Source organism: Paracoccus sp. DMF, assembly GCF_004407025.1.
GTDB classification, from domain to species: domain Bacteria; phylum Pseudomonadota; class Alphaproteobacteria; order Rhodobacterales; family Rhodobacteraceae; genus Paracoccus; species Paracoccus aminovorans_B.
Genome location: NZ_SOKV02000011.1, coordinates 76,051 through 92,646, shown reverse-complemented (window position 1 = coordinate 92,646; position 16,596 = coordinate 76,051). Strand labels below are relative to the sequence as shown.

The following is a 16,596-nucleotide window of genomic DNA, read 5'->3' as shown; positions in this document are numbered from 1 at the left end:
TTGCCTCCGGGAAATCCTATCGGTTGGCGCCCTGGTCCAGGGCGTCCTTGGTCTTGTGGCCGTGGCTGGCCCGCGTGCCGGCCATCAGCGTTGTCTGTCGATCCTGATACCATTGCGGCAGGCCGGCGCGCGGCTGGCGCAGCAGGGCCGGGAGTTGCCGCCCGGCCAGCAGGGCGCCGCGCAGCTGCGGCAGATCCCAGCGCCCGCCCGCCAGGTCCTTGGGCAGCTCGGCCAGCACCATGCGCAGATACCACAGCGCATAGCGGGCGAAATCGCGGCCCTGCCGGTCCGAATTGCGGCGGATGAAATAGGCGATGTTCAGAAGCGCCAGGGCGGTATTCACCCGGCGCCGGTCGCGGCCGGCCGCCGCCTCGAGGTGGTGGATCGGCGCGTCGGGGGCAAAGGCCAGGATCCCGTGCCGGCCGAAGCGATAGCTCGCGTCCAGGTCCTCGGCGATGGCGCTGCCGACCAGCCCGTCGTCGAAGGGCTCGGCCAGCGCCACGGAACGGCGCAGGGTCAGGGCGAAGCCGGTGATGAAATCCACGCGAGCCAGCCCCTCGGGCAGGCTCGCGTCGCCGTGCCAGCGCCGTTCGGGCCGGTCGTAGCCGACAAAGCGCTGGTCGGCCGGGATCATCAGCAGGTGGCGCAGCGCCAGGTCGAGGCCGCGCGAGCGCCGGTTCGCGACCAGGGCGCCGGCGCGGTTGGTCGCCTTGATCGCGGCACCCGGCTGCGGCGCCCGGTCCAGGGGCGTGTTGCAGCAGGAGATCGCCACGATCCGGCCGCGGGCATCGGCGCGGTAATGCGCCATGATCCGCGCCGCCGCCTGGCGGTGCAGCATGGCGTCATCGTCGATCAGGAACAGGATGTCGGCGCCGGCCAAGGCGATGCCTTGGTTGCGCTGCGCGGTCAGCGACTTGCGATGGGCGGGCACATAGGTCAGCGGGCAGGGGCCGGTCTCGGCGATCACCGCCTCGACGCCGGCGCGGTTCTGCTGCCAGTCGTCGCTGGCATCGACGATGACGATCTCGGCCGGCGGTTCGGTGGAGGTCAGCGCATGGCGCACGCAGTCGCAGAGCATGGCGCCGCGATTGTAGGTCGAGACGCACAGCGCCCAGCTTTCGGCGCGCTGCGGGTCGGGGGCAGGCGCGGGGGTCATCCTCGCCTCCCGCAGGGGACGGGCCGGGACGCCGCCGCGCGACAGGGCCGGGCCTGGGCGGGTCGAAAGGCGATCTGGCGACGGGGGCGGTCCACTCTGGCACCTGGCTTGGATGGTTTCGGCGCGGCCCCCGCAAGGTAGGCAGGGACCACGCCTAAGTCAAAAACCCTACGAAGACGTTACCGGCCGAGAGCCTTCAGCACGGCTTCGCCCAGACCGGCAGGGCTGTCGGCGACGATGATCCCGGCCGATTTCATGGCCTCGATCTTGGATTCCGCGTCGCCCTTGCCGCCCGAGACGATGGCGCCGGCATGGCCCATGCGGCGGCCCTTCGGCGCGGTGCGCCCGGCGATGAAGCCGGCGGTCGGCTTCCACTTGCCCTTGCGCTTCTGCTCGGCCAGGAACTCGGCGGCCTCTTCCTCGGCGGAACCGCCGATCTCGCCGATCATGATGATCGACTCGGTCTCGGGGTCGTCCAGGAACATGCGCAGCACGTCGATATGCTCCATGCCCTTGATCGGGTCGCCGCCGATGCCGACGGCCGAGGACTGGCCCAGGCCCACGTCCGAAGTCTGCTTCACCGCCTCATAGGTCAGCGTGCCGGAACGCGACACGACGCCGACCGAGCCGCGCTTGAAGATGCTGCCGGGCATGATGCCGATCTTGCATTCGTCGGGCGTCATGATGCCGGGGCAGTTCGGCCCGATCAGCAGCGATTTCGAGCCTTGCAGTGCGCGCTTGACCTTCATCATGTCGAGGACCGGGATGCCCTCGGTGATGGCGACGATCAGCGGGATCTCGGCGTCGATGGCTTCCAGGATCGAATCGGCCGCGAAGGGCGGCGGCACATAGATCGCGGTCGCATTGGCGCCGGTTTTCGCCACGGCCTCGTGGACCGAGTTGAAGACCGGCAGGCCCAGGTGTTCGCTGCCGCCTTTGCCGGGGGTCACGCCGCCGACCATCTTGGTGCCGTAGGCGATCGCCTGTTCGGTGTGGAACGTGCCTTGCGAGCCGGTGATGCCCTGGCAGATGACTTTGGTGTCTTTGTTGACGAGAACGGCCATTAGCTCATACCCTTGCATTCATTTCTGCGACGTGACCGGCCACAGCATTCAAGTAGCTGTAAGCCATGCCCCATGGCGAAATGTGCTTCGTTTCGTTGCGATCCGACTCGGCTTCGATGTGAGTGACGACCCATTCGTGACCGGCATCGTTGAAGATTTCGGTATCGCGCTGCATGATGAAAGTGCGTAATTTTCTGGCGTGAAGAATGATGTTCGTCGCTTGGAATAGAGACCGTTCTTCATTGTAGTCCTGCGGACGCGCAATGAAGCGCCACCTGCCGCCTTCAATTTCGATACCGCGGATATCATAAATTTCTAGTGCCCGCCGTGCGTGAATTGAGAAGCTAGTGGTTCGGTCCATGATCTGCGCCCCTAGTTCTTCCGCAATTTCAGTGTTGGGAAGATAGGATGTTCCGCTAAGAGCAATGAGAGAAATCGCATCTCGCATTGCGGCTTTGTGAGCCAACGCTGCTGCGTTGGCTCGATCAAAGCCAAAATAACGGCCGGGCAGATCAGCGATTTGCATCAGCCCTTCACCGCCTTCACGATCTTCTGCGCCGCATCCGACAGGTCGTCGGCGGCGATCACGTTCAGGCCGGATTTCGAGATGATCTCCTTGCCCAGCTCGACGTTGGTGCCTTCCAGGCGCACGACCAGCGGGACTTGCAACCCGACTTCCTTCACCGCGGCGATGATGCCCTCGGCGATGATGTCGCAGCGCATGATGCCGCCGAAGATATTGACCAGGATGCCCTTCACGTTCGGGTCCGAGGTGATGATCTTGAACGCCTCGGTGACCTTTTCCTTGGTGGCGCCGCCGCCGACGTCAAGGAAGTTCGCGGGCTCGGCGCCGAACAGCTTGATGATGTCCATGGTCGCCATGGCAAGGCCCGCGCCGTTCACCATGCAGCCGATCTCGCCGTCCAGCGCGATATAGTTCAGGTCGAACTTGGAGGCGGCCAGCTCTTTCGGGTCTTCCTCGGTCTCGTCGCGCAGCGCCATGATGTCGGGCTGGCGATAGAGCGCGTTGTTGTCGAAGCCCATCTTGGCGTCCAGCGCCTTGAGGTTGCCTTCCTTGGTCACGATCAGCGGGTTGATCTCCAGCATCTCCATGTCCTTCTCGATGAACATGCGATACAGATTGCGGATCAGCGCCACGCATTGCTTGACTTGGCCGCCGGTCAGACCCAGCGCGAAGGCCACGCGGCGGCCGTGGAAGTCCGAGAGCCCCGAGGCCGGATCGACCGAGAAGCTGACGATCTTTTCCGGGGTCGAGGCCGCGACTTCCTCGATGTCCATGCCGCCCTCGGTCGAGGCGACGAAGCTCACGCGCGAGGTCTGGCGGTCGACCAGCAGCGCCAGATACAGCTCGCGCTCGATGTCGCTGCCGTCCTCGATATAGATGCGGTTGACCTGCTTGCCGGACTCGCCGGTCTGGTGCGTGACCAGGGTGCGGCCCAGCATCTGCCGGGTCAGTTCCTCGGCCTCGGCCACGGATTTCGCCAGGCGGACGCCGCCTTTTTCACCGGCGGCCGCTTCCTTGAAATGGCCCTTGCCGCGGCCGCCGGCGTGGATCTGCGCCTTGACGACCCAAAGCGGCCCGTCCAGCTCGCCCGCGGCGGATTTCGCCTCGTCGGCCTTGACGACGACGCGGCCGTCCGAGACCGGGGCGCCGTATTGGCGCAGCAGCGCCTTGGCCTGGTATTCGTGGATGTTCATCTGAGTTCCCCCGCATTAGTCGGTTGGCCGGGCTTGTGGCACATCCGCGCCGGCCTCCAAAGCACTATGCGCCGGGATTTGCAGAAAACCCGCCGCTTTTGCGGGTTTGTGATCACAGCCGTTCAGGCTGTGATCGCAAAAGCCCGGACCGTTACCGCAAGCAGGATCGGAGCGGTCGCGGTTGCCCCTGCGTCAACCCGCTTTTGCTTTGACTTTGCCGCTGCCGGCGCCAGAACTGACCGGGCGAAATTTCTGGAAACGCAGGATTTGAAACATGGCGGATTATCCGACGAACGACAACGATACGTTGCGGGGTACCGAATCGTCCGAGACGATCGACGGCCTGGCGGGCAATGACACGATCTATGGCTATGGCGGCAACGACACGTTGATCGGCGGCACGGGCAACGACGTCTTCGCGATCGGCGGCACCGGACCGGGCACGGATTTCTTCAACGGCGGCGAGGGTGCCGACCAGATCCGGCTCTATTCCGACCTGACGGTGTCGAGCCTGCTGCTGGATGCGGCGCATCTTTCCAGCACCGAGACGCTGAACTTCTATGGCTATGATATCGAGGGCACCGGCGGCAACGATGTCTTCGACATCAGCGGCATCACCTATACCGGCAGCTATGACCGCATCTATATGAATGACGGCAATGACAGCTTCACCGGCTACCTGGGCAACGACAATGTCGATGGCGGTTCGGGCAATGACACGCTGCGCGGCGGGGCGGGCAACGACACGCTGATCGGCGGCTCGGGCGACGATTCGCTCGTTGGCGGCAGCGGCAGCGACGTGTTCTATATCGGCGGTACCGATTTCGGCCGCGATATCTTTGCCGGCGGCGATGGCGCCGACGAGATCCGCATGGTCTCGGACGTGACGGTCTCGAGCCTGCAACTGACCTCGGCCAACGTGCTCAGCACCGAGACGCTGAACTTCTATGGCTATGACATCGAAGGCACGGGCGGCGCGGACAGTTTCAACATCAGCGGCATCACCTACGCCAGCAGCTACGGCCGCATCTATATATATGACGGCAATGACAGCTTCATCGGCTATCAGGGCAACGACAATGTCGATGGCGGTTCGGGCAACGATACGCTGCGCGGCGGGGCTGGCAATGACACGCTGATCGGCGGCTCGGGCAACGATTCGCTGGAGGGTGGCAGCGGCAGCGACGTGTTCTATATCGGCGGCACGGAATTCGGTCGCGACGTCTTCAACGGCGGCGACGGCGCCGACGAGATCCGCATGGTCTCGGACGTGACGGTGTCGAGCCTGCAGCTGACCTCGGCCAACGTCCTCAGCACCGAGACGCTGAACTTCTATGGCTACGATATCGAAGGCACGGGCGGCGCGGACAATTTCAACATCAGCGGCATCACCTACGCCAGCAGCTATGGCCGCATCTATATGTATGACGGCAATGACGTATTCACCGGCTATCGCGGCAACGACAACGTGGATGGTGGTTCCGGCAATGACACGCTGAACGGCGGCGCCGGCAACGACACCCTGATCGGCGGATCGGGCAACGACCGGCTGGTCGGGGATAGCGGCGACGACGTCTTCTATCTCTGGGGCACCGATATCGGCCAGGACACCTTTTTCGGGGGCGACGGCGGCGACCAGATCCGGCTGGTGGGCGATCTGACCGTCTCGCGCCTGATCCTGACGGCCGATACCGCCAAGAGCATCGAGACGCTGAACTTCTATGGCTATGACATCGAAGGCACCGGCGGCGCCGACGTCATCAACATCAGCGGCGTGGGTGGGGCCAGCAGCTATGACTGGATCGAGTTGAACGACGGCAACGACCTGTTCATCGGCCACCGCGGCGACGATTATGTGCGCGGCGGGGCGGGCAGCGACTCGCTGAACGGTGGGGCGGGCAATGACCGGCTGGACGGCGGCGCCGGCGTCGACCTGGCCGCCTATGGCGCGGCGACCGGCGGCGTGAGGGTGAACCTGTCGCTGACCACGGCTCAGGTCATCGGCGGCGGGCAGGGCACCGACACCCTGCTCAACATCGAGAACGTGAACGGTTCGGCCTTCGCCGACGTGCTGACCGGCAACGGCGCGGCCAATGTGCTGTTCGGCGCTGCGGGCAACGACCTGCTTGTCGGTGGTGCCGGCAACGACGTGCTGAACGGCGGGCTGGGCGTCGATACCGCCGGCTATGGCGGTGCCAGCGCCGGGGTCACTGTCAACCTGGCGTTGACTGCGGCGCAGTTCATCGGCGGCGGGCAGGGCTCCGACCGGCTGAACAGCATCGAGAACGTGAACGGCTCGAATTTCGCCGACCGGCTGCTGGGCAATGCCGCGAACAACGTGCTGAATGGCGCCGGCGGCAACGACCGGCTGGAAGGGCAGGGCGGCAACGACACGCTGAACGGTGGCATCGGCGCCGATACCCTTCTGGGCGGGCTCGGCAACGACGTGCTGAACGGCGGCGTGGGCAACGACCTGCTGAACGGCGGCGCCGGGGCCGATGCCTTCGTCTTTGCCGTCAACAACGGCGCCGACCGCATTGCCGATTGGCAGGACGGCATCGACCGCATCCGCATCGTCTCGGGCAACTGGCAGGGTGAGCGTTACGACAGCTTCGACGACCTCGACATCCGCCAGACCGGGGCAGGGGCGGAGGTCAGCTTCGGCGGCACCACCATCACGCTGGCCGGCGTGCAGGCCGGGGTGCTGAACGCCGGAGATTTCGTCTTCGTCTGAGCCAAGAAAAAACCCCGCGGCTGCGTGCCGCGGGGTTTCCCGTTTGCCGAAGGGCGCCGATCAGGCCAGCGAGGCGTCGATGCCCTTGCAGGCCGCGACCAGACCCTTGACCGCGTCGACCGACTTGTCGAACATCGCCTGCTCGTCCTTGTTCAGCTCGATGTCGATGACCTTCTCGATGCCGCCGGCGCCGATCACGGTCGGCACGCCGACATAGAGGCCGTTCAACCCATAGGCGCCGTCCACATAGGCGGCGCAGGGCAGCACGCGCTTCTGATCCTTCAGATAGGCTTCCGCCATCTCGATGGCCGAGGTGGCCGGGGCGTAGAAGGCCGAGCCGGTCTTCAGCAGGCCGACGATCTCGGCGCCGCCGTCGCGGGTGCGCTGCACGATGGCGTCCAGCTTTTCCTGCGTGGTCCAGCCCATCTTGACCAGGTCGGGCAGCGGGATGCCGGCGACGGTCGAATAGCGGGCCAGCGGCACCATGGTGTCGCCATGGCCGCCCAGCACGAAGGCGGTCACGTCGCGCATCGAGACGCCGAATTCCAGCGACAGGAAGTGGCGGAAGCGCGCCGAATCGAGCACGCCGGCCATGCCGACGACCTTTTCGGCCGGCAGGCCGCTGAACTCGCGCAGCGCCCAGACCATCGCGTCCAGCGGGTTGGTGATGCAGATCACGAAGGCGTTCGGGGCATATTGCTTGATGCCTTCGCCGACCGATTTCATCACCTTCAGGTTGATGCCCAGAAGGTCGTCGCGCGACATGCCGGGTTTGCGCGGCACGCCGGCGGTCACGATGCAGACGTCGGCGCCGGCGATGTCGGCATAGTCATTCGCGCCCTTCATCACGGCGTCGAAACCCTCGGACGGGCCCGATTGCGCGATGTCCAGCGCCTTGCCCTGAGGCGTGCCCTCGGCAATGTCGAACAGGACGACATCGCCCAGTTCCTTCATCGCGGCCAGATGCGCCAGCGTGCCGCCGATCTGCCCCGCACCGATGAGTGCGATCTTGGGTCGGGCCATGAGTCAACCTCCGATTTCCATGATGGTTTCGCGGGGTGGGGTAGTCCCTTGGAATGGGAATCGCAAGCCATCTTGGCGCGCGAGCAAGAAGATTGCGCGCTGTCAACCGCTAACATGCCGAAACGGTCCCCGGCGTTGCCAAGGTCGGCGGGCTGGCGTAACCGGGACCGGGGATACCGGAGACGCGCATGGATCTGCTGGGTTGGGTGCTGGCGGCGGTGGCCGCCTTTTCGATCGGCCTGGCCAAGGGCGGGCTGTCGATGGTGGGCACGATCTCGGTGCCGCTGATGGCGCTGGTGATGTCGCCGGTGCAGGCGGCGGGGATCCTGCTGCCGGTCTATGTCGTCTCGGACATCGGCGGGCTGATCGCCTTTCGCCGCGATTTCGACGCGAGGGTGCTGGCGACGGTGGTGCCGGGCGCGATCACCGGCATCGGCCTGGGCTGGGCCACGGCGCATCTGGTCGACGACCGCCAGGTTGGCCTGATCGTCGGCGTGATCGGCATGGCCTTCGCGCTGAACGCTCTGCTGCGGCGCGGCGCGGGCGGGGCGGCGCGGGCGCCGGATCGGCTGCGCGGCGGGCTCTGGGGCACGGTCTCGGGCTATACCAGCTTTGTCAGCCATTCCGGCGCCGCGCCCTATCAGGTCTATGCCCAACCGCTGCACATGCCGCCGCTGACCTATGCCGGCACCACGACGATCTTCTTTGCCATCTGCAATGCGGTGAAGCTGATTCCCTATGCCATGCTGGGCCAGTTGTCGCTGCACAACCTGGCGATCTCGGCCGGGCTGATGCTGCCGGGCATCCTGGGCGTGCTGGCGGGGCTGTGGCTGGTCAGGCGCATGTCGCCGCAGGTTTTCTATGGGTTCATCACCTGGGCGCTGATGATCGTTTCGGCAAAACTGATCTGGGACGGGCTCTGACGCCGCGCTGCGGCAAAACAGCTCTTGCGATTCGGATCGTTTGCGGGCAGTTTCGCGCAAGATTATTACGCGAGGCGCCGATGACCCGTCCCTATCGCTCAGTTCTCTACATCCCCGCGGCCAATGCCCGCGCCATGGACAAGGCCCGCACGCTGCCGGCGGATGCGATCATATTCGACCTCGAGGACGCGGTGGCGCCCGGTGAAAAGCCGGCGGCGCGCGAGATGCTGAAACAGGCGCTGCAGACGGATTACGGCGCCCGCGCCCGGATCGTGCGCATCAACGGGCTGGATACCGAATGGGGCCAGGATGACGCCCGCGCCTTTGCCAGCGGCGCCGATGCGGTGCTGATCCCCAAGGTCAGCCGCCCCGAGGATCTGGACCGCGTGGCCGCGCTGGTGTCCGAAACCCCGTTCTGGGCGATGATGGAGACGCCGGCCGGGATGCTGAACGCCGGCGCCATCGCCGCCCATCCCCGCTTGGCCGGCATGGTCATGGGCACCAACGACCTGGCCAAGGACCTGGGCAGCCGCTTCCGCCCCGACCGCCTGCCGATGATGGCGGGCCTCGGCCTGTGCCTGCTGGCCGCCCGCGCGCATGGCCGGGTGATCGTCGATGGCGTCTACAATACCTTCAAGGACGACGACGGCCTGCGTGCCGAATGCGAGCAGGGCCGCGACATGGGCTTCGACGGCAAGACCCTGATCCACCCCGCCCAGGTCGAGATCGCCAATGCCGTCTTCGCGCCCAGCGGGGACGAGATCGACCTGGCCCGGCGCCAGATCGAGGCCTTCGACGCCGCCTCGGCGCAGGGCAAGGGCGTGGCCGTGGTCGACGGCCGCATCGTCGAGAACCTGCATGTCGCCACCGCGCGCGGCACGCTGGCCAAGGCCGAGGCCATTGCGCGTCTGGCCAGCTAGGTCCAACCTGCGCCGGATACATCCAGCAAGGGGAAAGCCAGATGTTGATCCTGATCCTTGGCGTGGCCCTGTGGTGGGCGGCGCATCTCTCGAAGCGGCTGGCGCCGGGCCTGCGCGCCCGGCTGGGGCGCGGCGGCGTAGCCGGGCTGCTGGCGCTGTCGGTGGTTCTGATGATCTTCGGCTATCGCCTGGCGGACGGGCCCTGGTGGTGGGGCGCTTCGGCGCCGCTCAAGGGCATCAACAACCTGCTGGTGCTGGTGGGTTTCTACCTGTTCGCGGCCGCCGGCATGAAGACCCGCATCACCGCGCGCATCCGCCATCCGCAGCTGACCGGCTTTGCGCTCTGGGCCTTTGCGCATCTGCTGCCGAACGGCGACCTGCCCAGCTTTGTCCTGTTCGGCGGGCTGCTGGTCTGGGCGCTGGTCGAGATGGCGGTGATCAACCGGGCCCAGCCGGTCTGGACCCCGCCCGCCGGCCCGTTCCCGGTCCGCAAGGAAGTCATGGCCGCCGTCGGCGCCGTTCTGGTCCTGCTGGTGGTCGGGCTGATCCACCGCTGGCTGGGCTACAACCCCTTTGGAGGCTGAATGCCCAAGATCTATCGCCTGCTGACCGAGGAGGACACCTCGGCCTTCTGCCACAAGGTCAGCGCCGCCCTGTCCAAGGGCTGGGAGCTTTATGGCAGCCCGTCCTATGGCTTTGATGCCGCCAGCGGAAAGATGCGCTGCGCCCAGGCCGTGACCAAGGACATCGCCGACGACTATCACCCCGAGATGAAGCTGGGACAACAATGAGCAAGACCAATCCGGGCCGTTTCTTCGAGGATTACCGCATCGGCCAGGTGATCCGCCACGCCGTCCCCCGCACCGTGGCCGAGGGCGAGCGCGCGCTGTATCACGCGCTTTATCCGGCGCGACATGCGCTGTATTCCTCGGACGATTTCGCCGCCGATTGCGGGCTGGAAGGCTCGCCGCTGGACGACCTGATCGCCTTTCACACCGTCTTTGGCAAGACGGTGCCGGATGTCAGTCTGAACGCCATCGCGAACCTGGGCTATGCCGAGGGCCGCTGGCTGCGGCCGGTCTGGCCGGGCGACACGCTGCGCTCGGAATCCGAGGTGATCGGGCTCAAGGAGAACTCGAACGGCAAGTCCGGCGTGGTCTGGGTCCGCACCCGCGGCATCAACCAGGTCGGCGCGGTGGTGCTGGACTATGTGCGTTGGGTCATGGTGCGCAAGCGCGATGCCGCCAGCCCGGCGCCCGATGCGGTGGTGCCGGACCTGGCCAAGGTCGTGGCCGCCGCGGATCTGGTGGTGCCCGAGGGGCTGGATTTCAGCCGCTACGATTTCGAGCTGGCCGGCGAGCCGCATCGCTGGGGCGACTATGCCCTGGGCGAGATCATCGACCATGTCGATGGCGTCACCATCGAGGAGGCCGAGCATATGCTGGCCACGCGCCTGTGGCAGAACACCGCCAAGGTGCATTTCGACGTCACCGCGCGCGAGGACGGCCGCCGGCTGATCTATGGCGGCCATGTCATCAGCATGGCCCGGGCGCTGTCCTTCAACGGGCTCGCCAATGCGCAGATGATCGTGGCGCTGAACGGCGGCGCCCATGCCAACCCCTGCTTTGCCGGCGACACCGTGCGGGCCTGGTCCGAGGTGCTGGACAAGGCCGAGACCCCGGCGCCGGGCGTCGGTGCCCTCCGGCTGCGGCTGGTGGCGCAAAAGGGCGCGGCCGGCGATCACGCGCTGAAGGACGAACAGGGCAAATACGCCCCGAACGTGTTGCTGGATCTGGACTATTGGGCGCTGATCCCGACATGAGACCGGCGGCGCTTGCTCTTCTGACGCTGGCATGGGCCGGGCAGGCGCTGGCGCAGACCCCGCCCTGCGCCCTGAACGGGCTCGCGCCGCTGGCCGTGCAGGACGAGGCCAAGGCCGCCTTCCTGGCCGGCCGCTACGATGCATTCTATCGCCTTGCTACGCCGCTGGTCCCCGAGGCGAAGGAGCGTTACGGCGCGGTGATCGGCAAGCTGCCCGTGCTGCTGCCCTCGGGCTTCGCCGATTGCTCGACCATCCTGCGGCGGCAGGATCCGGGCGGAATGACGCAGGAAATCAGTCTGTTCCGGCTGAAGCCGCCCGGCACCGGCGTGCTTGCCCTGCTGCTGGCCACCGCCCCCGTCGGCGGCAAGGATCAGATCATATTCTTCAGTTTCAACGAGAAAATTACTCAGGTTCTTGAGGATTTGCGGTGAGACGGGAGGTGATACCGCTAGCAGAATCGCGCATGTGATCACATGGGGCAAGTGCGTGATCACAAAGGCCGAAAATTTGTGATATTCGCCCTTTCATCTGGCCTCGCCCCGTGACAGATGCGACAAAACCACTAGAAGCAGACCCAATTTCTCGGCCAGCCCTCGCCGCCAGCCGCTTGTCGCGCCGAGGGCCCCTGAACGCAGGAGAGCGCATCATGGCTGACGTCAACCGGGGCAACCGGCCGCTGTCACCGCATCTGCAGGTCTATCGCCTGCCACTCGCCGCCATCACCTCGATCATGACGCGGATCACCGGCCATGCGCTGGTGGCCGGGATCCTGCTGATCGTCTGGTGGCTGGTCGCCGCCGTCACCTCGCCGGGCGCCTTCGCCTGCGCCGACTGGGTGGTCCGGTCCTGGCTGGGCTTCATCATCCTGACCGGCTCGATGTGGGCGCTGTGGTACCACCTGCTCGCCGGGCTGCGCCACCTGTTCTACGACGCCGGCCGCGGGCTGGAGATCCAGACGGCGCAGAAATCCAGCCAGGCGATCATCGCCGGCTCGGTCGTGCTGGCCGTGCTGACGCTGATCATCTTCTTCGTGTTCTAAGGGGGCCGGACATGCGCTACATTACCCCGCTGAAAGCCGCCGAGGGCCTGGGTTCCGCCCATGAGGGCACCCAGCACCATTGGGCCATGACCGTTTCCGCCGTCGCGCTGACCGTGCTGACGCCGCTGTTCATGATCGTCGTCGCCCGCGCCATCGGCCTGCCGCATCCCGAGCTGGTCGCCTATTTCGGCCGGCCGCTGCCGGCGCTGATCACCGCGCTGTTCGTCATCGTGGGCATGGTGCATTTCATCAAGGGCACCCGCATCATGATCGACGACTATTTCCACGGCGGCGTGCGCAAGGGCGCGATCATCTTCTCCGTCATCTTCGGCTGGGCGGTCATCGCCTGCGCCGTCTACGCGCTGGCCCGCATGGGTCTGGGCGCGATCGTCGTGCTTTGAGGTTCCGCCATGGCTGATTACAAGATCCAGACACATGATTACGATGTCGTGGTGGTCGGCGCCGGCGGCGCGGGCCTGCGCGCGACGCTGGGCATGGCCGAGCAGGGGCTGCGCACCGCCTGCGTGACCAAGGTCTTCCCGACCCGCTCGCACACGGTCGCGGCGCAGGGCGGCATCGCCGCCAGCCTGTCGAACATGGGCCCCGACAACTGGCAGTGGCACATGTATGACACCGTCAAGGGCTCGGACTGGCTGGGCGACACCGACGCCATGGAATACCTGGCGCGCGAGGCCCCGAAGGCAGTCTATGAGCTGGAGCATTACGGCGTCCCGTTCAGTCGCACCGAAGAGGGCAAGATCTACCAGCGTCCCTTCGGCGGCCACACCACCGAATTCGGCGAAGGCCCGCCGGTGCAGCGCACCTGCGCCGCCGCCGACCGCACCGGCCACGCCATCCTGCACACGCTCTATGGCCAGTCGCTGAAGGAAAAGGCCGAGTTCTTCATCGAATATTTCGCGCTGGACCTGGTGATCACCGACGGCGCCTGCACCGGCGTGGTGTGCTGGAAGCTGGACGACGGCACCATGCATGTCTTCAACGCCAAGATGGTGGTGCTGGCGACCGGCGGCTATGGCCGGGCCTATTTCAGCGCCACCTCGGCCCATACCTGCACCGGCGACGGCGGCGGCATGGTGGCGCGCGCGGGCCTGCCCTTGCAGGACATGGAATTCGTGCAGTTCCACCCGACCGGCATCTATGGCTCGGGCTGCCTGATCACCGAGGGCGCGCGCGGCGAAGGCGGCTACCTGACCAACTCGGAAGGCGAGCGCTTCATGGAACGCTATGCCCCGACCTACAAGGACCTGGCCTCGCGCGACGTGGTGTCGCGCTGCATCACGCTGGAGATCCGCGAGGGCCGCGGCGTGGGCGAGCACAAGGACCACATGTTCCTGAACCTGCAGCACCTGCCGCCGGAAAGCCTGGCCGAACGCCTGCCGGGGATCAGCGAATCCGCCCGCATCTTCGCAGGCGTGGACGTGACGCGCGAGCCGATCCCGATCCTGCCGACGGTGCATTACAACATGGGCGGCATCCCGACCAACTATTGGGGCGAGGTGCTGAACCCGACCGAGGAGAACCCGGACGCGGTCTTCCCCGGCCTGATGGCGGTGGGCGAGGCCGGCTGCGCCTCGGTCCATGGCGCGAACCGCCTGGGCTCGAACTCGCTGATCGACCTCGTGGTCTTCGGCCGGGCGGCGGCGATCCGCGCGGCCGAGGTGGTCGACCGCGCCGCGCCGATCCCGCTGATGAACAAGCCGGCGGTGGACGCGATCCTCGACCGTTTCGACCGTATCCGCAACGCCAACGGTTCGGTGCCGACGGCCGAGCTGCGGCTGGAAATGCAGCGCACCATGCAGGCCGACGCGGCGGTGTTCCGCACCGACAAAACCCTGGCCGAGGGCGCCCAGAAGATGGAGGCGATCGCCGCCAAGCTGAACGACGTCAAGGTCACCGACCGCAGCCTGATCTGGAACAGCGACCTGATGGAAACGCTGGAGCTGACCAACCTGATGCCGAACGCGCTGGCCACCATCGTCGCCGCCGAGGCGCGCAAGGAAAGCCGTGGCGCGCATGCGCATGAGGACTGGCCCGAGCGGGATGATGCCAACTGGCGCAAGCACTCGCTTGCCTGGGTCGAAGGCAACCATGTTAGACTGGCCTATCGGCCCGTTCATCTGGACCCCCTGACCACCCAGGACGAGGGCGGGATCGACCTGAAAAAGATCGCACCCAAAGCGAGGGTTTATTGATGCGTCTTCCTCTGATCCTGACCATGGCCGCGCTGGCCGTTTCCGGCTGCGTGGTCCAGAACCCCGGCATGGCGCCGGGGCCTGCGCCGCTGCCGCCGGTGGCGGGGCCGTCGCCGGATGCGGCCATCCGCTCCTCGGCCCGCGTGGTCGTGAACCGCGAGATGGCCCGGCGCCTGCCCGGCGCCAATGTCGCGCCCTATACCGATTGCGTGATGTCGAACGCGACCACGGCCGAACTGGCCAGCATCGCCGACAGCGCCAATGCCAGCGGCGCGGTCGCGGCCATCGTCGGCCGTCCGGCGACCTCGCAATGCATCGCCGGCGCCGCAGCCGCGGCCAAGCGGACCGCCTGATGCGGCGCGGCGCGCAGATGCTGCTGGTCCCGGCCCTGCTGCTGGGCCTGGCGGCCTGCGCGCCGATCCCGGTCGAGCAGGCCGAGCGCGCCTGCCTGGCCGATGCCCGCGACGCCACCGGCCCGCGCACCGAGATGGGCATCGGCGTCGGCTCGCATGGCGTGCGCGGCGGCTTCGTCCAGATCGGCGTGTCCTCGGACTATATCATGGGCCGCGATCCGTCGCAGGTGTTCCAGGAATGCGTCCAGCGCCGCTCGGGCCAGATGCCCACACGGCCGCTTTACGAACAACCGGGCTGGCGGGCGCGCTGACGCCCCCGGCCGCTCTGACCCGAACCGCACCGGCGGTCTGACCACCAGGAGTTACCCAATGGTCCAACTTACCCTTCCCAAGAACAGCCGCATGCGGGTCGGCAAGACCTGGCCGAAGCCGGCGGGCGCCAAGAATGTCCGCCGCTTCAACATCTATCGCTGGGACCCGGACACTGGGGAAAACCCGCGCATCGACACCTATTTCATCGACCTGGACAAATGCGGGCCGATGGTTCTGGACGCGCTGATCAAGATCAAGAACGAGATCGACCCGACCCTGACCTTCCGCCGCTCCTGCCGCGAGGGGATCTGCGGCTCTTGCGCGATGAACATCGACGGCGGCAACCGCCTCGCCTGCATCTTCGGCATCGACGAGGTCAAGGGCAAGGACGTCAACATCTATCCGCTGCCGCATATGCCGGTGGTCAAGGACCTGATCCCCGACCTGACGCATTTCTATGCCCAGCACGCCTCGGTCCAGCCCTATCTGATCACCGAGACGCCGACCCCGGACAAGGAATGGCGCCAGTCGATCGAGGACCGCAAGAAGCTGGACGGCCTCTATGAATGCGTGATGTGTGCCTCGTGCTCGACCTCCTGCCCGAGCTACTGGTGGAACGGCGACCGCTACCTAGGCCCGGCGGCGCTGCTGCACGCCTATCGCTGGATCATCGATTCGCGCGACGAGGCGACGGGGCATCGGCTCGACAGCCTGGAAGACCCGTTCAAGCTGTATCGCTGCCACACGATCATGAACTGCACCAACACCTGCCCCAAGGGGTTGAACCCGGCCAAGGCCATCGCCTCGATCAAGCACATGATGGTCGACCGCATCGTCTGACCTGCACGGGGAACATAGCCGGTATACCACGGCGCACCAGTTACGCCGCGTCGCAGAGGTTTATTTTTCTGCAGCGCGGCGTTATCTTTTTCGACGGGGAGAATGCAATGATCGACCCGGAGACTACAGATGAAAACCCAAGTCGAAACCAGCAAGAAGCCGGCCAAACTGTCCGTCCTGCAAGCCAAGACCAGGACCGACGTGCAGGGGCTGGCGGTCCTGGAACAGATGTTCGGTTACTTCAGCTTTGATCCGATGCCGCTGGAAGCTGCCGAGCCTCGTCTCGCCGCCTGAGAACGGGCGCTGGCCCTTCGGGGCCTCTCAGCGCGGCTTTGCGGCCGCGCTTTCGTCTGTCCGGCCCCTGCCGCACCGCAGCAGGAGTATTTGGAAAACAGTGAAGGCGATGGGCTTCACCGTTTCCCAAATACTCATCCGGCCGCGCGCCCTGTCGCCGGGGCGGCGCTTGCGCGGGGACGGC

General features: G+C 66.2%; 19 protein-coding genes. 14 read left to right on the top strand and 5 right to left on the bottom strand.

The window, feature by feature from the left end; all coding sequences use genetic code 11:
- Positions 1–16: 16 nt before the first annotated feature.
- The 4 genes from E3D03_RS08865 to sucC form a co-directional block, all read right to left on the bottom strand.
- Entirely contained in the window at positions 17–1,156 is a 1,140-nt protein-coding gene (locus E3D03_RS08865) for a glycosyltransferase family 2 protein (RefSeq protein WP_263566661.1), read from the bottom strand.
- 179 nt (positions 1,157–1,335) lie between these two features.
- Positions 1,336–2,220, bottom strand: coding sequence for a succinate--CoA ligase subunit alpha (sucD, locus tag E3D03_RS08860; protein ID WP_062561933.1), 885 nt, complete (start codon positions 2,218–2,220; stop codon positions 1,336–1,338).
- 4 nt (positions 2,221–2,224) lie between these two features.
- The gene (locus tag E3D03_RS08855) at positions 2,225–2,746 is read right to left on the bottom strand and encodes a hypothetical protein (RefSeq protein WP_263566660.1); all 522 of its coding nucleotides are present in this window, start codon (positions 2,744–2,746) and stop codon (positions 2,225–2,227) included.
- The gene (gene sucC, locus E3D03_RS08850; RefSeq protein WP_263566659.1) at positions 2,746–3,939 is read right to left on the bottom strand and encodes an ADP-forming succinate--CoA ligase subunit beta; all 1,194 of its coding nucleotides are present in this window, start codon (positions 3,937–3,939) and stop codon (positions 2,746–2,748) included. The genes E3D03_RS08855 and sucC overlap by 1 nt, the downstream gene beginning before the upstream one ends.
- A gap of 274 nt (positions 3,940–4,213) precedes the next feature.
- Here sucC and E3D03_RS08845 point away from each other — a divergent pair, with 274 nt between their 5' ends.
- The gene (locus tag E3D03_RS08845) at positions 4,214–6,673 is read left to right on the top strand and encodes a beta strand repeat-containing protein (RefSeq protein WP_263566658.1); all 2,460 of its coding nucleotides are present in this window, start codon (positions 4,214–4,216) and stop codon (positions 6,671–6,673) included.
- Positions 6,674–6,733: 60 nt separating this feature from the next.
- Here the strand turns inward: E3D03_RS08845 and mdh are convergent, their stop codons facing one another.
- Positions 6,734–7,696: a malate dehydrogenase gene (gene mdh, locus E3D03_RS08840; protein ID WP_062561937.1), complete on the bottom strand. Its 963-nt coding sequence runs from the start codon at positions 7,694–7,696 to the stop codon at positions 6,734–6,736.
- A gap of 188 nt (positions 7,697–7,884) precedes the next feature.
- Between mdh and E3D03_RS08835 the strand changes: the two genes are divergently transcribed.
- The 13 genes from E3D03_RS08835 to E3D03_RS08775 all read left to right on the top strand — a co-directional run bounded on the left by E3D03_RS08835 (position 7,885) and on the right by E3D03_RS08775 (position 16,412).
- Positions 7,885–8,619: a sulfite exporter TauE/SafE family protein gene (locus tag E3D03_RS08835; protein WP_062561938.1), complete on the top strand. Its 735-nt coding sequence runs from the start codon at positions 7,885–7,887 to the stop codon at positions 8,617–8,619.
- An 80-nt stretch (positions 8,620–8,699) separates the two neighbouring features.
- Positions 8,700–9,539, top strand: coding sequence for an HpcH/HpaI aldolase/citrate lyase family protein (locus E3D03_RS08830; protein WP_263566657.1), 840 nt, complete (start codon positions 8,700–8,702; stop codon positions 9,537–9,539).
- Positions 9,540–9,580: 41 nt separating this feature from the next.
- Positions 9,581–10,123 (top strand): NnrU family protein, encoded by a 543-nt coding sequence (locus tag E3D03_RS08825; RefSeq protein ID WP_263566656.1) that lies wholly within the window; start codon positions 9,581–9,583, stop codon positions 10,121–10,123.
- The gene (locus tag E3D03_RS08820) at positions 10,124–10,330 is read left to right on the top strand and encodes a DUF1737 domain-containing protein (protein WP_062561941.1); all 207 of its coding nucleotides are present in this window, start codon (positions 10,124–10,126) and stop codon (positions 10,328–10,330) included. It begins immediately after the preceding gene.
- Entirely contained in the window at positions 10,327–11,361 is a 1,035-nt protein-coding gene (locus E3D03_RS08815) for a MaoC family dehydratase (protein WP_263566655.1), read from the top strand. Before E3D03_RS08820 ends, E3D03_RS08815 begins: the two co-directional genes overlap by 4 nt.
- Positions 11,358–11,792 (top strand): hypothetical protein, encoded by a 435-nt coding sequence (locus E3D03_RS08810; RefSeq protein WP_263566654.1) that lies wholly within the window; start codon positions 11,358–11,360, stop codon positions 11,790–11,792. Before E3D03_RS08815 ends, E3D03_RS08810 begins: the two co-directional genes overlap by 4 nt.
- 215 nt (positions 11,793–12,007) lie before the next feature.
- Complete coding sequence (gene sdhC, locus E3D03_RS08805) at positions 12,008–12,400, top strand: succinate dehydrogenase, cytochrome b556 subunit (protein ID WP_017998571.1); 393 nt, start codon at positions 12,008–12,010, stop codon at positions 12,398–12,400.
- Positions 12,401–12,411: 11 nt separating this feature from the next.
- The gene (gene sdhD / locus E3D03_RS08800) at positions 12,412–12,801 is read left to right on the top strand and encodes a succinate dehydrogenase, hydrophobic membrane anchor protein (protein WP_017998570.1); all 390 of its coding nucleotides are present in this window, start codon (positions 12,412–12,414) and stop codon (positions 12,799–12,801) included.
- A gap of 9 nt (positions 12,802–12,810) precedes the next feature.
- Positions 12,811–14,613 (top strand): succinate dehydrogenase flavoprotein subunit, encoded by a 1,803-nt coding sequence (gene sdhA, locus E3D03_RS08795; protein WP_263566653.1) that lies wholly within the window; start codon positions 12,811–12,813, stop codon positions 14,611–14,613.
- On the top strand, positions 14,613–14,966 hold the full coding sequence (locus tag E3D03_RS08790) for a hypothetical protein (protein WP_062561946.1): 354 nt from the start codon (positions 14,613–14,615) through the stop codon (positions 14,964–14,966). Before sdhA ends, E3D03_RS08790 begins: the two co-directional genes overlap by 1 nt.
- On the top strand, positions 14,966–15,277 hold the full coding sequence (locus E3D03_RS08785; RefSeq protein WP_263566652.1) for a hypothetical protein: 312 nt from the start codon (positions 14,966–14,968) through the stop codon (positions 15,275–15,277). Before E3D03_RS08790 ends, E3D03_RS08785 begins: the two co-directional genes overlap by 1 nt.
- Before the next feature lie 58 nt (positions 15,278–15,335).
- Positions 15,336–16,118, top strand: coding sequence for a succinate dehydrogenase iron-sulfur subunit (locus tag E3D03_RS08780; RefSeq protein ID WP_026155167.1), 783 nt, complete (start codon positions 15,336–15,338; stop codon positions 16,116–16,118).
- A 129-nt stretch (positions 16,119–16,247) separates the two neighbouring features.
- Positions 16,248–16,412 carry a hypothetical protein gene (locus E3D03_RS08775; protein ID WP_156429124.1) on the top strand — a complete coding sequence of 55 codons (165 nt, stop codon included), beginning with the start codon at positions 16,248–16,250 and terminating at the stop codon, positions 16,410–16,412.
- Positions 16,413–16,596 lie beyond the last annotated feature (184 nt).